The organism is Salinimicrobium sediminis (assembly GCF_900215295.1).
GTDB lineage: Bacteria > Bacteroidota > Bacteroidia > Flavobacteriales > Flavobacteriaceae > Salinimicrobium > Salinimicrobium sediminis.
The window spans coordinates 621494-637472 of record NZ_OCMF01000002.1 but is presented as its reverse complement, the minus strand read 5'-3'; the positions used below and the strand labels follow the sequence as shown (position 1 = coordinate 637472).

At 40.6% G+C, this 15979-nt stretch carries 11 protein-coding genes; 8 read left to right on the top strand and 3 right to left on the bottom strand.

Translation table 11 applies throughout. The annotated features are described in order from the left end of the window. Positions 1–63: 63 nt before the first annotated feature. The 8 genes from recN (at position 64) to CRO16_RS10585 (ending at position 12805) form a co-directional block, all read left to right on the top strand. Positions 64–1716: a DNA repair protein RecN gene (recN, locus tag CRO16_RS10620; RefSeq protein ID WP_097056349.1), complete on the top strand. Its 1653-nt coding sequence runs from the start codon at positions 64–66 to the stop codon at positions 1714–1716. 49 nt (positions 1717–1765) lie between these two features. Beyond that, a complete protein-coding gene (locus CRO16_RS10615; protein ID WP_097056348.1) occupies positions 1766–2587 on the top strand; it encodes an enoyl-ACP reductase FabI in 822 nt (273 codons plus the stop codon). Positions 2588–2681: 94 nt separating this feature from the next. After that, positions 2682–3689, top strand: a complete 1008-nt coding sequence (locus CRO16_RS10610) for a glycosyltransferase (protein WP_097056347.1) — start codon at positions 2682–2684, stop codon at positions 3687–3689. Then, positions 3682–4641, top strand: a complete 960-nt coding sequence (locus CRO16_RS10605; protein ID WP_097056346.1) for a CdaR family protein — start codon at positions 3682–3684, stop codon at positions 4639–4641. Before CRO16_RS10610 ends, CRO16_RS10605 begins: the two co-directional genes overlap by 8 nt. After that, positions 4638–5222 carry a dephospho-CoA kinase gene (gene coaE, locus CRO16_RS10600; protein ID WP_097056345.1) on the top strand — a complete coding sequence of 195 codons (585 nt, stop codon included), beginning with the start codon at positions 4638–4640 and terminating at the stop codon, positions 5220–5222. Before CRO16_RS10605 ends, coaE begins: the two co-directional genes overlap by 4 nt. Before the next feature lie 73 nt (positions 5223–5295). Beyond that, positions 5296–6867, top strand: a complete 1572-nt coding sequence (locus CRO16_RS10595) for a sensor histidine kinase (protein ID WP_097056344.1) — start codon at positions 5296–5298, stop codon at positions 6865–6867. A 3-nt stretch (positions 6868–6870) separates the two neighbouring features. Further along, on the top strand, positions 6871–7593 hold the full coding sequence (locus CRO16_RS10590) for a response regulator transcription factor (RefSeq protein ID WP_029037458.1): 723 nt from the start codon (positions 6871–6873) through the stop codon (positions 7591–7593). 136 nt (positions 7594–7729) lie between these two features. Beyond that, a complete protein-coding gene (locus CRO16_RS10585; protein ID WP_097056343.1) occupies positions 7730–12805 on the top strand; it encodes a T9SS type A sorting domain-containing protein in 5076 nt (1691 codons plus the stop codon). Here CRO16_RS10585 and miaA read toward each other — a convergent pair. The 3 genes from miaA to CRO16_RS10570 form a co-directional block, all read right to left on the bottom strand. Next, positions 12795–13709 (bottom strand): tRNA (adenosine(37)-N6)-dimethylallyltransferase MiaA, encoded by a 915-nt coding sequence (miaA, locus tag CRO16_RS10580; RefSeq protein WP_097056342.1) that lies wholly within the window; start codon positions 13707–13709, stop codon positions 12795–12797. The genes CRO16_RS10585 and miaA overlap by 11 nt on opposite strands. Further along, positions 13702–14529 (bottom strand): ion transporter, encoded by an 828-nt coding sequence (locus CRO16_RS10575; protein ID WP_097056341.1) that lies wholly within the window; start codon positions 14527–14529, stop codon positions 13702–13704. Before CRO16_RS10575 ends, miaA begins: the two co-directional genes overlap by 8 nt. A gap of 73 nt (positions 14530–14602) precedes the next feature. Further along, positions 14603–15979 carry an exonuclease domain-containing protein gene (locus tag CRO16_RS10570; RefSeq protein WP_097056340.1) on the bottom strand — a complete coding sequence of 459 codons (1377 nt, stop codon included), beginning with the start codon at positions 15977–15979 and terminating at the stop codon, positions 14603–14605.

Below are 15979 nucleotides of genomic sequence, written 5' to 3'. Positions count from 1 at the left end.
TTCTAGTTAATTGCTTTAGGTGAATTGTAATTTCCCTTATCTTTAAACTCAAATTAAAACCTCTTGCTTACAAGCCTTTCTATAAAAAATTACGCCCTTATTGAAGACATTCAGATGGATCTTCGAAGTGGCTTTACCATTATTACAGGGGAAACCGGCGCGGGTAAATCCATCATGCTTGGGGCGCTTTCTCTTTTACTTGGGAAACGTGCCGACTTTAGTGCAATAAGGGACCAGGATAAAAAGTGTGTAATAGAAGGAAGTTTCAATATCGCAGCTTACGACCTGAAATCCCTTTTTGCTGAAGAAGACCTGGATTATGAACAACAGACCATCATAAGGAGAGAGATCCTGCCTTCAGGAAAGAGTAGGGCGTTTATTAATGATACTCCTGCAAATCTTTCTTCTTTACAGGTCCTTGGAGAGAGGCTGTTAGATATTCACAGTCAGCATGAAACCCTGAGCCTGGGAGATAACGAATATCAGTTCCTTGTGATCGACTCTCTTGCCAAAAATGCAGGAAAGTTAAAGGAATATCAGGCGGGATTGCAGCAGCTTAAAAAACTTCAGAAGCAATTATTAGAGCTAAAAGAAGAGCAGGCGCAGGCCACAAAGGAATACGATTACAACCTCTTTCTCCACACCGAACTGCAGCAGGCAAAGCTCACCACCGGAATGCAGGAGGAGCTGGAGGAGCGCTATGAAGAATTGAGCAATGTCGAACAACTTACCGAGCAATTGGGAAGTGCGATCAATAACATTCAGCAGGAAGAAATAGGGGCAGCGGCTTCTTTACGGGAAGCTAAAAATAACCTGCAGAGAATTTCAGGAATATCTTCGAATTATTATCAACTGTTCGAGCGCCTGCAAAGCGTCAATATTGAAATTGATGATATCGCTACAGAACTGGAATCGGCTTTAGACAAAGTGGAGGCGAATCCGGCCGAGCTCGAGGAGGTAAATTCCAGGCTTCAGGTTTTATACAACCTTCAAAAGAAACACAATGTTGCTACTGTTGATGAGCTAAAGCAGATTCAGGAGGAGCTGGCGCAAAAGATATCGGTTTCAGAAAATGCCGATGAAGAAATAGCTCGTTCAGAAAAAGCCATTTTTGAGAAGAAAGAAGAGCTTCACAAAATAGCCTCAGAAATACATGCCTCCAGGAAAAGCATTATTCCGAAGTTTATAAATGAAGTTCAGACCATCCTGGAAGACCTGGGAATGCCGAATGCTACTTTAAAGATAGAGCTGGAGCAGCAAAAGGAATTCTTCAGCAACGGGCAGGATAAACTTACCTGGTTGCTGGCGGCAAACAAAGGCGGCAGTTTTAATGATATTAAAAAAGCAGCATCTGGCGGGGAACTTTCCAGGATCATGCTGGCGGTAAAAAGTATACTTGCGACCTATAGCAATTTGCCAACCATCATTTTTGACGAGATCGATACAGGGGTTTCAGGAGATATCGCACAGAAAATGGCCGGTATCCTTCAAAAAATGGGGAAAAACATGCAGGTGATTGCGATCACCCATCTTCCGCAGATTGCAGGAAAAGGGGACAGGCATTTCAAGATATATAAGGAAGATGCAGCGACCAGCACAATTACTAATATTAGAGAATTGCAGGGGGAAGCAAGAATTGAGGAACTCGCGATGATGCTTGGCGGGAAAAACATCAGTGAATCTGCCGTGGCACATGCTAAAGCACTATTGAATTAAAAGATGTTTCTTATATTTACCCGCTTAACAAACACTATAAAACCAAACCATGTCATATAATCTACTTAAAGGAAAAAAAGGGATCATTTTTGGAGCCCTGGATGAGAATTCTATCGCCTGGAAAACAGCTTTGAGAGTGCATGAAGAAGGAGGGCAATTTGTCCTTACCAACGCACCTATCGCCATGAGAATGGGGAATATCAAAGAACTTGCTGAAAAAACAAATGCAGAGATCATTCCTGCAGATGCTACAAGTGTAGAAGATCTTGACAACCTGGTAGAAAAAGCCATGGAGATCCTTGATGGAAAACTGGATTTTGTCCTGCATTCGATAGGAATGTCGGTCAATGTGCGAAAAGGGAATCATTATACCAACATGAATTATGATTATACAGCCAAGGGATGGGATGTTTCGGCTGTTTCTTTTCACAAGACCATGCAGAGCCTATATAAAAAGGATGCGATGAACGAGTGGGGAAGTATAATGGCACTTTCTTATATCGCTGCCCAAAAGGTGTTTCCAGATTATAATGATATGGCCGACAATAAAGCATATCTTGAGTCAATTGCCCGCAGTTTCGGGTATTTCTTCGGAAAGGAGAAAAAAGTAAGAGTAAATACCATTTCCCAGTCCCCGACACCTACAACTGCAGGTACAGGGGTAAAAGGTTTCGACGGATTTATCGCCTATGCAGATGAGATGTCGCCGCTTGGAAATGCAACGGGAATGGACTGCGCCAATTATATCGTAGCTATGTTCTCGGATCTTACAAAACGCGTAACCCTTCAAAATCTCTTCAATGACGGCGGTTTCTCCAATATGGGAGTGAGCCAGCAGGTAATGGAAGCATTTATCAAGGGAAAAGAATAGTAAGCTAGTTCAAATTTCTATAGGTGAGAGGTCTCAAAAATATCATTTTTGGGGCCTTTTATTTTTGCATCTTATTCTTTAATACATTTGTGCCATGGAGCTTTCCTTTTCGTTCATTATTCCTGTTTACAACCGTCCCGGGGAGATAAGGGAGCTGCTGGAGAGCATGCAAAAGCTTGATTATAATCACCCTTTTGAGGTGGTGATCATTGAGGATGGTTCTACTGTTCCTTCGGAAGAGGTGGTGTTGGATTTCACCGGTCGCCTGAATATCAGCTATTTTTATAAGCCAAATTCCGGTCCCGGAGATTCCCGAAATTTCGGAATGAAAAAAGCGACCGGAAACTACTTTTTGATCCTGGACAGTGACGTTATCCTGCCGCCGCAGTATTTAGCCGAAGTTGATAAAGAACTGCGGGAAGATTTCGTCCATTGCTTTGGCGGTCCCGATGCAGCTCATGAAGGATTCAGCGATTTGCAGAAGGCAATTAATTATGCCATGACCTCTTTTCTCACTACCGGTGGAATTCGTGGCGGCAAGAAAATGCTGGGTAAATTCCAGCCTCGCAGCTTTAATATGGGCTTGTCCAAAAAGGCTTTTTTGGCAACTAATGGCTTCGGAAGGATTCATCCGGGGGAAGATCCCGATTTGGCACTAAGGCTTCAAAAAGGGCATTTTTCAACCCGGTTATTTCCTGAGGCTTTTGTCTACCACAAGCGACGTATTGACTGGCAAAAATTTTACACTCAGGTCAAAAAATTCGGAATGGTAAGACCTATCCTGAATAAATGGCATCCGCAATCGGCTAAGATCACTTACTGGTTTCCCTCGATCTTTAGCCTTGGATTAATAACAGCTGTCCTTTTTGCCATTTTTGGAGGGTACTGGTTGCTTTGGCTTTACGTGTGCTACTTTTTCATATTGTTTCTCCATTCTCTTTACCTGAACAAGGACCTGATGATCGCTCTGCTTTCCGTAGGAGCGGTACTGGTGCAATTTTTAGGATACGGGTTTGGTTTCTGTAAGGCAACCTGCTATCTTAGAATTCTAAACGCGGAGCCGGAAAAGCAGTTTCCGCAGCTATTCTTCAAAAATGCTTAAAAAAGTAAAATCAGTCACCAAGACCAGGTTCAGGAAAACCGATATCAATTCCTTTTTGTTCTTCCTGATCTTCGCCATAGTGATCTGGATCTTTGTTCAGTTTTCAAAGCAGTACAACGAGATATTAACTATTCCGGTTCGCTATATAAATGTGCCACCAGATAAACTTTTAAAGGAGGACAATCCTGAGAACATTCAGCTGAAAATGCAGGAAAATGGATTTAGAATTGCCTGGTTTTCACTTTTTCCGCCTACACTTAATGTGGATGTTTCGCGCGCGAATGATCAAAATGGGCAGTTGGTCTATGTCATCGATGAAAACCGGTCACAGATCCTTGAGCAACTTAACATCAATTTTGACGATAATAGTTTTGTGAAGGATGCGCTGGTTATTGCTTATGAGCAAAAAAAGGAAAAAACATTGCCCGTCGTTTCCAGGATCGAAGTTGAATTTGCAGCGGGATATTCGGCTGTAGAAGAGCTGCGGGTAGAACCAGACTCGGTGAGGGTAAGCGGTCCTGATAATATTCTGGACACGCTTTCAGCAATTAAGACCTTTCCGGTAACTTTTACGGATGTCAAAAAAGATCTGTTAGGTTCGGTATTATTAGACACCACCGCACTTCCCAAAGTTACTCTCTATTCGAGGAGAGCAAATTACCGGCTTAATGTAGAGAAATTTACAGAAGGTAAGCTGCAGGTGCCTATCGAACTCATTAATGTTCCCGAAGACTTGAATGTGGTGATATTTCCGAAGGAAAGCGTCTTGTTCTTCCAGGTGAATCTTACCGATTTTAATAAGGTGACGGCTGCAGATTTCAGGGTGGTGGCGAACTTCAAAAATGTAAGAGAGAATCAGGATTTCCTAATTCCTGAAGTAGTTGAAAAACCGGAATTCACTTCCAATATCCGCCTCAGCGAAAAGCGGATCCAGTTCATCATCAAGAAATGAAAGTGTTGGGACTTACAGGGGGGATGGGTAGCGGGAAGACCACTGTTGCAGGATTTTTTAAGGAGCTGGGAATTCCTGTGTATATAGCCGATACAGAGGCTAAAAACCTTATGGAAAAAGATAGGGAGGTAAGACAAAGCATTATTGCCCTTTTTGGAGAGCAGGCCTATCATGACAATGTTCCGGACCGAAAGTTTATCGCATCCCGTGTTTTTGGGGATAAAGAAAAACTGGAACAATTGAATAGTATTATTCACCCAGCCGTAGCCAGAAATTTTGAGTACTGGAAGCAGCAACAAAATTCGCCTTATGTAGTTTATGAAGCTGCTATCCTGTTTGAAAAAGGCGGCTATAAAAAGTGTGATTTTAATCTTCTTGTTACAGCTCCTCTTGAAGAAAAATTAAAACGCTTAAAAAAACGGGACAATTCCAGCCTTGAAGAAATAGAAGCACGAATGGCTCATCAATGGAGTGATGAAAAAAAGAAAGGATTAGCCGATTTCATTATTGAAAATATTGACCTCTCCACAACCCGTAAAATGGTATGTCAACTACATGAAAACCTGCTCAATAGCGCGTAAATAAAGGGTTCTGTTTGTTAACTTTTGGTTAAATGCTTATTTGGCTAAATGTTAAAATCATACTTTTGAGGATATGAACAAAAAGATATTTTTTCTTTTGGTGGTTCTCATGAGCCTCTCTTTAATAGGAATTATATTTGTTCAGGGATTTTGGATCAAAAATACAGTAGAGAGCAAGGAAGAACAGTTTTCTTTTAATGCTAAACAGATACTGCGAAGAGTAGCTGCAGAGATTGAGAATAATGAATTAGAGACTTACTACTTCGCAATGCAGGAATTGGTAGACAGTTTGGGTGCAGAACCCGACAGTGCTATGATGAGCGAGATCTTCGATGGACAGGAAGAGGACATTGCAGATAGTCTCTATGTTTATGCACACGGGGTGTTGGAGGAGGATTATGAACTCTCCACAGCTTTTCTGGATGCATCTATAGACACGCTTCAATTTCAAAAGCTAATAAATAAAAAAGTATCCACCCTGGTGAAGAACGACAGCCTGAACAATAATTCTTTAGCCACATCGGGCAGGATCAACCGTATCTTTCGAATGAAAGATGTGGAGAAGGAGTTCATACGTTCTACCGTGAATGAGTACACCAGTAGAAAACCTATTCATGAAAGGATGTCCCAACCGCTCCTTGAAGAGTTGATACAAAAGGAGCTGGCAAACCGTGGGATGCATACTTCTTTCGAATATGGGGTCTATGGAAATGGACTGGCTACCAAGGTGCGGTCAGACAATTTTGAGCTGAATGCCAAGACTACCTATAGGGTGCCGTTGTTTTCGTCGGGAAATGACATGAATAACTATCAGTTATTCGTGAATTTTACAGAGAAAAAGCAGGTTGTTTTATCCTCCATTACTTTAATGGCTGCCTTGTCTATTATTTTTACGCTCATCATCGTAATTGCTTACTCGAGTGCACTGAGTCAGTTGATCCGGCAACGACAGATCTCAGAGATCAAGACTGATTTTATCAATAATATGACTCACGAATTCAAGACACCAATAGCTACTATTAATCTGGCCCTTGACGCGATAAAAAATCCGAAAGTACAGAACCAACCTGAAAAAGTGGCTTATTATCATCAATTGATCAGGGATGAGAATAAAAGAATGCATGCACAGGTAGAGAATGTTCTACGTATCTCTAGGCTGGAAAAGAATGAGCTGGATCTTAAAAAGGAACGCCTTGACCTTCATGAGATCATTGAAGAGGCTATGGCACACGTGGAATTGATCGTAGAAGACAGAGAAGGCTATATTCAGACCCATTTTGGAGCATTAAGATCTTCGATTTTGGCGAATAGTACCCATTTTACAAACGTGATCGTAAATATTCTGGATAATGCCGTTAAGTATTCACCGGAAAAGCCGAAAATTGATATTTATACAGAGAATGTCAAGAATTATATTGTGATGAAAATCAGAGATCAGGGAAGCGGAATGAGCAAACCTGTTCAGAAAAAAATATTTGAAAAATTTTATCGCGAGCATACAGGAGATATTCACAACGTCAAAGGCCATGGCCTTGGACTTGCCTATGCAAAGCGAATCCTCGATGACCACCACGGACAAATTTCTGTGGAGAGTGAGAAAGGAAAAGGAAGTACATTTATAATTAAACTACCACTAATATCTTAATTTATGGAAACTGAAAATAAGAAGATTTTACTAGTCGAAGACGATCCGAACTTTGGAACGGTACTCAAGGATTACCTGGCAATGAATGACTATGAGGTTACTCATGCCAAAAACGGAATGGAAGGATTCGAAAAGTTTAAAAAAGATGATTTTGATCTTTGTATTCTGGATGTTATGATGCCTTATAAAGATGGATTCACCCTTGCTAAAGAGATAAGGGAAAAGAATGAAGAAATCCCTATCATCTTCCTTACCGCAAAAGCGATGAAAGAAGATGTCTTGAAAGGATATAAAGTAGGGGCAGATGATTACCTGAATAAACCTTTTGACAGTGAAGTATTGCTTATGAAGATCAAGGCCATCATGCAGCGTAAAGCTACAGATAGCGTTGCCGACAGCAAGCAATTTGAGTTCCAGATAGGAGATTTCCACCTCAACTCAAAACTTCGATTCCTTACCTTTAGAGATGAGGAGCCGTCAAAATTATCTCCTAAAGAAAATGAATTGCTGAGATTATTAGCGCTTCATGAAAACGATCTTATGCCAAGGGAACTTGCGCTAACCAAGATCTGGAGAGATGATAATTATTTCACATCCCGAAGTATGGATGTTTATATCGCCAAGTTGCGTAAGTACCTTAAAAAGGACGAGAACGTGGAGATCCTGAACATTCATGGAGAAGGATTTAGATTAGTGATAAGAAACAAAGAAGAAGCGCAAAGCTAAACATACAAATTTTCAGTTTCTCCAATCCGGCACCTACCGCAGGTATTCTGTGGTAAGTGCTGGTATTTGTATGTTAACAATACTTTTTCGGGCTCTTCGTTATACTTACTTATATTTGCCGTGTAACCTGCACTAAATGAGGAGAGTCTGTGCTATCCAAAAAAATAATTCTACTGCCGTACTTTTACGGCATTTTTTTGGTTGTGGGGTGAGACAGCTAACATTTATTATTCTTCTCTTTTCTGCAAGTGTTTTTGCCCAGAATGGGGTAAAGATAACCAGTACTGCAACTAGTCCAACTCAGCAGAACCCTGTACCTCTTACTATTAAATTTGACCAACCGATCAATGGATTTGAACGAATTGACGTCGACGTAAAAGGAGGTGACATAATGAATTTTCAGGCGGGATTGCCAAATTATTCTCTCTTAGCTAATTCCCGGTTGCGGGACTTTAATATTAATTTTGATGTTGTCATACCGGATAACACTAATTTTGAACCTTCAAAGGACGCAGTAATTGCCATAGATATTGATGCGGAAGGTTATTCTTATGCTTTGACTTTAAAAAATGGAGTCTTCAAGTATAATCCAAATGGTACACCTGTTACCGGAAATCCTATAATTAAATCTGAAGCATTAAACGAGGCTCGTGACATAGCTATTGGGGACGATGAAAAGGTTTATATTGCTGATTCCGGAAGTGACAAAATTTTAATATTTAACAAAACCGGAGGATCTACTATTGGCAATATTGGAGATCAAAAAGTTTCTTCTCCTACTGGTTTGGCAATTAACTTTCAAAATTTAATTTATGTAGCCGATACTGGCAATGACCGCATTGTTATTTTTGATCCATCTGGGGTACAGGTTGGGGAAATAAATCATGGAGGAGGACCAGGATTTGATCAAATGAATGATCCTATCCGTTTAGCAGTGGATAATAAGAATATTGTTTATGTATCGGATAGTGGTAATAATAGAATTCAAATTTATAATTCTGACGGAACTTATAAAGCTACAATTGATGGAAATACCGCTAATCTTAATAATCCTGGAAGTTTAATAGTAGATAACTATGGGTTTTTATACGTTGCGGATTTTGCTGGGGTTAACCTCAATGTTTTTTTAGAATTTGAAAATATAACTACAGCAGATATTCTCAATCTAGCTACTAATTTGGAGAATTTTAGAATTCAGGTTTTTAGAACAAATTCTATTAATGAGCCCCCTCGGACTATTAAAAATGGAATTAACATTCCAATAGATCTATCCTTTAAACCGTGTGGTTATCTTGCTGTAAACAATGGAGATGCTAAGACCGATGGTAAAACCATTGTAATCCCAGGCATACCCCCAAAAGTGGTTTTACCCGTCAATTTTCTCTTCGACCTTAAATTGTACAACAGACTTCCGGATACCTTTACAGCCGATCTTTCTATAGCAGTAGAATGTACTCCGGTGACTATAACAGTTCCTGCCGGCGTGGGACAAAATAAAGATTGCCAGCAGGCTCCTGCCACAGCATCAAATAAATTTGAAATTCTTTGGGACGAAACAGCGCCTATAGTTGAAAGTTGTTCTGAAGAAGCAGTAATTAAGGTTGAGAGTGGATTTACTATTCCAAATTATTTTAATATATATGAATTTACAGCTTCAGATAATTGTGAGGGTAGTTTAACCTTTAGGCAAACTCCGCCTTCAACGACTGTTATCACAGAAAACACTACTGTAAATATAGTAGCAATTGATGGAGCAGGGAATGAATCGGCAGCCTGCACCTTTCAATTAGTAATTGCTGAAGAAGAAGATCCTTCTTTTGACTGCGACATTCCTCCGGCAACTCTTGATCTGGATGAAAATTGTGATTATCCGGAAAGGGATTTTAGTTTTCTCATTACAAATCAACAGAACTTTGTCGACGGGATTTTCATTGAACAAAAAGAAGAAAGGGTGGGGTACATCCTGAAAGTGAATATTAAGGTTTATCATGGAGAAAATGCAAATGATACTTTTATTGGAGAGTGTAATTTTGAGGTTGTACTTCTGGATAGAAAAGTTCCCCTGATTGAAAGTTGCAATTCCTCCCCTGTTAATCTAAACCTGACTTCCGGTACAGATTTTACGATACCTGATTACTCTGATAGGATCACTTATTCTGATAATTGTGATGCCGATCCTACTATAATTCAAATTCCTAAACCGGGATCAGTGGTCGATGAAAATACTACGGTTTCCCTTACAGTAAAAGATGCTTCCGGGAATATATCTGAAGTTTGCTCTTTCTCAATAATTTTTGACAAAACGTCAAATGGAATAAGTTGTCACTTGACAGAATTACCCCTGGGGGCCGATGGAACTGCAGTTCTTGACGCTGCTAATGTGATCGATGGTAATCCCAATGATCCTGCCATTAAAAGTTTAGTGGTGGAACCTTCAAATTTCACCTGTGAGAATCTGGGGCTTCAGCCCGTAAAAGTAAAAGTTACTTATGATGATGGTTCTACCTCAGAATGTACTACTCAAGTAAAAGTGACAGATGTTTTGGTTCCTCAAATTGAATGTCCGCGAGAACCTATAGTTCACACTTTTGATCCAGAGCAAGGGTTTGTGGTGCCTGATTATTCTAAGGAATTTTCGGTTACGGATAATTGTAATTTTACAATTACCCAGGTGCCAGCTCCCGGTACAGTGATCTTTGGGAGCCGCCAAATTGATTTTATCGCAGAAGATTCTAGCAATAATACCTCTTTCTGTTATTTCTCCCTGATTCTTAATGCCTCACAAGATTTTGAAATAACTTCTTGTCCTTCTTCCCGTATAGAAGACTTAAACGGAAAATGTGAATTTGAACTTCTGGATTATACTTCTGAAGTACAAACGTCTGTACCTTACAGTAAAGTTATTCAGCAGCCTGCTCCGGGTACAATAATTTCTGAAGATACTGAAGTGACATTAACAGCTACTCTGGATGGAGAATCTGTAAGCTGTTTCTTTAACGTACAACTTACCAACTTTTCGGAAGTCCTTCTTTATTGTCTGAACGATCTCACCGTGGATGCGAATGGGGATGGCACTTACATATTAGAAGATTATACGCGTTTGGCTAATAGCGATGGAGCTTGTGGAGCTCTTACCTATACCCAGGATCCTCCGCCCGGTACTATAATAAATTCTGATACTGAAGTAACTCTCACGGTGACAGACGAAAATGGTAAAACCGATGACTGCTCCTTTAAAGTAAACTTTAAAGAATCCAATCCGGGCACTGTAGAATGTAAACCCACAGATCTCTATTTAACACAATCTGGTGACAATACGCTTGATCCCAGGGAACTATATAAGGGAGATGCCAATGATCCTTTAATTGAAAGTTTTTCTGTAGACAAAGACTATTTCACCTGTGAGGATCTGGGACCACAACCGGTAGTCCTTACAGTACATTTTAAAGATGGAACCAGCCAGGATTGTTCTACAGAGATCGTGGTAAAAGATAGAATTGATCCAGATGTGTTTTGCATCGCCCCGGGAAAAGAATTTACTCTTATCAATGGTTCGGTAACTATTGATGTAAACGACCTGCTGGCCGATCTGGATGACAATTGTGGGGTTCTTGATTATTGGCTTTCACAGGAAACATTCACTTCCGCGGGGACAAAGACAGTCACCATTAATGCCGAAGATAGTTCCGGAAATACTAATTCGTGTACCACAACCATTGAAGTTATTGCCGCTTCTACCAGTCCCGGATCGTGCAAACCGGCTATAATTTATCTGGATGCTTCCGGAAGTGCAACATTAGATCCTGCAGAAGTATTTGAAGGTGACCCTGACGCAGGCTCGATCGAGGATATGATTGTTAACCGCAACAGCTTTACTTGTGATGACCTTGGGGAGCCGGTTGAGGTAAATCTTACCGTAAAATATGCTAACGGCACCAATACCACCTGCACAGCTTTAGTGACCGTTAAAGACATTATTGCCCCTGAAATTGTCTGTGTAGAGGAATTCACTCTACACCTCAATGAAGCCGGAGTGGGGAAAATTACTCCCGAGATCTTTGACAGAGGGTCTTCAGATAACTGCGGCTTCCAGATGTCCCTTAGCAAGGAAAATTTTGATCTTGATGACGTAGGGGAGCAGGAAGTGATTTTAACTGTTACAGATGCTGCCGGTAACACCAGCACCTGTATAACTACTGTTACTGTTGAAGCCTATGACGAGGAGAACCCGGGGATAAGTTGCGTTGATGAACTAACATTACCGCTATCTCAAACCGGAGACTTTTTTCTTGAGCTTAATTATACAGGAGACGACGAGAATGAAGACTATACTATAAGCAAAGAAACCTTTTCCTGCGAAGATATAGGCACTCAATTTATCACAGTCACTTACTGGGGAGAATACACAGGGACTTGTGAAATTAAGGTAACGGTTGTTGATGATATGGCACCTGTAATCGAATGTCTGGAAGAGATCGATGTGCGGCTTAATGCCTCAGGAACTGCCAGCTTATCGATTGAAGATCTTGATCTGGAATATTCAGATAACTGCAGTGTAGCCGATAGCGCCCTTAGCCGTACTAATTTCACCACTGCCGACTTAGGCAAGTCTGAAATTACTTTTTCTGTTACTGATGGCTCCGGAAATACAAGTACCTGTACCACCACTGTCAATGTGCTGCCATTTGAGGGAGAGGAACCGCAGGCAATTGAATGTGTGGATCTTCACGTAATTCAAATAAAGGAAAACGGAAAAGCAATTTTAAATCCCCGGGAACTTTTTACCGGGGGCACAGGAACAACGCAGTTCACTGTGAGCAAAGACACTTTTACCTGCCTTGATATAGGAGAAAATACAGTTACATTGGAATATACTACACCTACAGAAAGCGGGGCTTGCGAAATAAAAGTGGTGGTCGAAGATCCTTTACAAATTTGCGGGGAACCTGTAGATCCCTCAAACGGTGATTACATTATTATGTATCCCAATCCCAGCCTGGGAATTGTGAGATTCCAAACTTCTCCCGGACTGGAGATCCATCGGGTTGAAGTATTCGATATGAGGGGGAGATACCTGTTTGAGAAAGTCTATGATCAAAATAGCATTTTTGACAGGAAACTGGACCTTCAGGAATACCAGTCGGGGGTTTACACAATTCTTATCTATACCAACGGCAAAGAATATTTAAAAAGGGCAATTATCAGGAATTAGAGACGTGATCTTTAGCAAAAGCTATGATTTCCTCAGGCGAAGTACGGGTATTGAACCAGGGGATCTGCTCATTTTTTCTGAACCAGGTAAACTGGCGCTTTGCAAACCTTCGGGTGTTTTTTTTAATCTCAGAAACTGCCGTTTCCAGGTCCCATTCTCCCTTTAAGTATTGAAACAGCTCTTTATACCCTACTGTGTTAAGTGCATTTAGTTCTCGCTTAGGGAATAGTATCTTTGCTTCTTCTAATAAACCTTCCTGCATCATGAGGTCTACCCTTTGGTTAATACGATCGTATACCAAAGGTCTTTCCGCAGTTAGCCCAATATATACCGGCTCAAAAAAGCGGTTTTCAGAATCTTTTTTTCTGAAGGAGGAGAAAGGTTTTCCTGTGCCTATACAGATTTCCAGTGCCCGAATAAGCCGATGTGGATTTTGTTTATCTACTTCGGAATAATATTCAGGATCAAGGTTTTTCAACTCCTCCTGCAGGCTCTCAATTCCTGAAGTATTCAGTTTTTCATTTAAAGCAGCCCTTATTTTGGGGTCAACTTCAGGGAAATCATCCAGGCCATTTACCACGGCGTCGACATATAGTCCGCTGCCGCCAACCATCACTGCAGCATCCTTTCGGTTGAATATTTCTTTCAGCGTGTGCAAGGCATCCCTTTCAAAGTCGCCTACAGAATACTGGTCTTCAATTGAAATGTGCTGAATGAAATGATGTTTTGCCTCTTTTAATTCAGCTTCCGAAGGAACAGCGGTCCCAATTTTCATCTCTTTGTAGAATTGCCTGGAATCGGCAGAAATGATTTCCGTATCAAGTGATTTTGCCAGGTCTATGCCAAGGGAGGTTTTCCCTATTGCTGTTGGCCCAACAACTACAATGAGGAATTTTTTATTCATTCAAGGGATTTCCGCAGTTGTGACAATACTCGGCTTGATCCAGGTGCTTATCTTCATTGCAATGGGGGCACACCTGTGTATTGACGTGAACCTTTTTTTCTCCCGCCCTCGAATATTCGGCACTTACTATTCCTGTAGGGACTGCAATGATTCCATACCCGGTGATCATTATAAATGATGCAATGAACCTCCCGAGCGGGGTAATTGGTGCAATATCACCAAACCCAACAGTGGTAAGTGTGACTATACACCAGTAAATACTCAAAGGAATGTTATCAAAACCTCCTGCTTCTCCCTCTACGAGATACATTACAGTGCCTGCAATGATGGTGATAATAAAAACAGCAAAGAGAAAAACCAGGATCTTTGGACGGCTATGTTTTAATGCAACGACAAGTTTATCTGCTTCTCCAAGATACCGCGTAATCTTAAGGATCCTGAATACCCGTAATAATCTTAGAGCTCTTACCGCCAGTAAAACATTATAACCGCCAAAGAACAAAGTGAGATAGGTGGGGATGGTTGAGACGAAATCTATGATCCCGTAAAAACTGAAGATATACTTCCGGGGATTTTTTATGGTGATGATCCTTAGAATATATTCAATGGAAAAAATAACTGTAATGATCCATTCAATAGTATAAAAAAGGTCTGCATAAACTGCATAAATTGATTTTACACTTTCAAGCATCACAATTACGATGCTTACGACGATTACTATTAACAGAACAACGTCAAATGCTTTTCCTGCAGGAGTATCGGCTTCATAAATGATCTCATGAAGTTTTCTTTTCCAGAATGAGGTAGTAGATTCAGCCAAAGAGGATCAATTTCTAAGTAAAAATATAATTTTTCAGTGGATATACCTTTTAAATCTACATGAGAAGTTTTGGCTATTCTGCCGGTACGTTTAGAGGAATGATCTTTAGCCGGTTATTCTTCCTTAAGTAGTTTTGAATGATATTCTGGGCATCCCGGTCACTTTTCATTGGTGTAATGATAGACTTTATGATCTCCATGTTGTTGAGCTGATAATTAAGGTTGAAATAACCAATACCTTTAAATTGTCCTTCTTCCACAAGAAGGGCACTTTTTTCATCAAGTTCTCTTCCTCTCCCAATGACCAGCATGTTCTGGTTTTCATAGTTGTATTTTTCCAGCATTTGATGTACCCGCTCATTGTATTCTAAAGGATTTTCCTCTCCTACACAGGCGCCTTTACATTCTTTGATGCTGTAGTTGAAACAACTTCCGGAAGCTGTACTGTTCCCGGTATATTTTTGACATAAATTGTAGTCCTTAATAATATTCTCCAGAGTAGCTTTTGCCTGTTGGAGATTGACAAATGCGGTAACATATTTTTTGCGACCATCAAGTTTTCCAATGCTTAGGTGGATATACCCATCTTTATTTTTAGCCTGATAAAGTGCATGTGAGAAAACAGAAGTTTTAAGAGATTTATTGTATTTGGGCTTATTGCGTTTGACCTCCTCATTCTCCTTAAGCAGCGCATTGAGCTCATTACCGGTAGCCTCAAAACTTACAGAAGCTACTTCCTTCTGGATCTCTAAAGATTTCCTGTTCTCGCTGGTAAAATGTTGATTGACCCTTTTTTTGATATTCTTGCTTTTTCCAATGTAGATAATATCCCCGTCTGCATTATGCAAATAGTAAACCCCGGTAATTGAGGGTAATTCCTCCAAAAGCTGCACCAGTTTAGTGTCCATTCTCAATTTTGGAGCGTTGCGTACAGAGGCTTTAAGAATTTCCTTTTCAGAATCTTTGGCGAGCAACATTTTAAAAAGCTTCACGGTGGCCTGCGCATCCCCTGTAGCCCTATGTCTGTCGCTTAGGGGAATTCCAAGAGATCTCACCAATTTTCCCAAACTGTAGGAGGGAAGGCCCGGAATTAGTTTCTGAGAAAGCTCTACGGTACATAAACTTTGCCGCTCAAAATCAAACCCCAATCTGTTGAATTCGGTTCGCAGGATCCTGTAATCAAATTTGGCGTTGTGAGCTACAAGAATAGCCCCCTCTGTGATCTCCACAATTCTTTTTGCCACCTCATAGAATTTTGGCGCACTGCGAAGCATTTCATTATTAATGCCCGTGAGGCCAACAACGAAAGGTTGAATGGGAATTTCGGGATTAATTAAACTTATGAATTGGTCTACAACTTTATGGCCGTCAAATTTATAGACTGCAATCTCTGTGATCCCCTCTTCATTATACTTCCCGCCGGTAGTTTCTATGTCTAAAATTGCGTACAA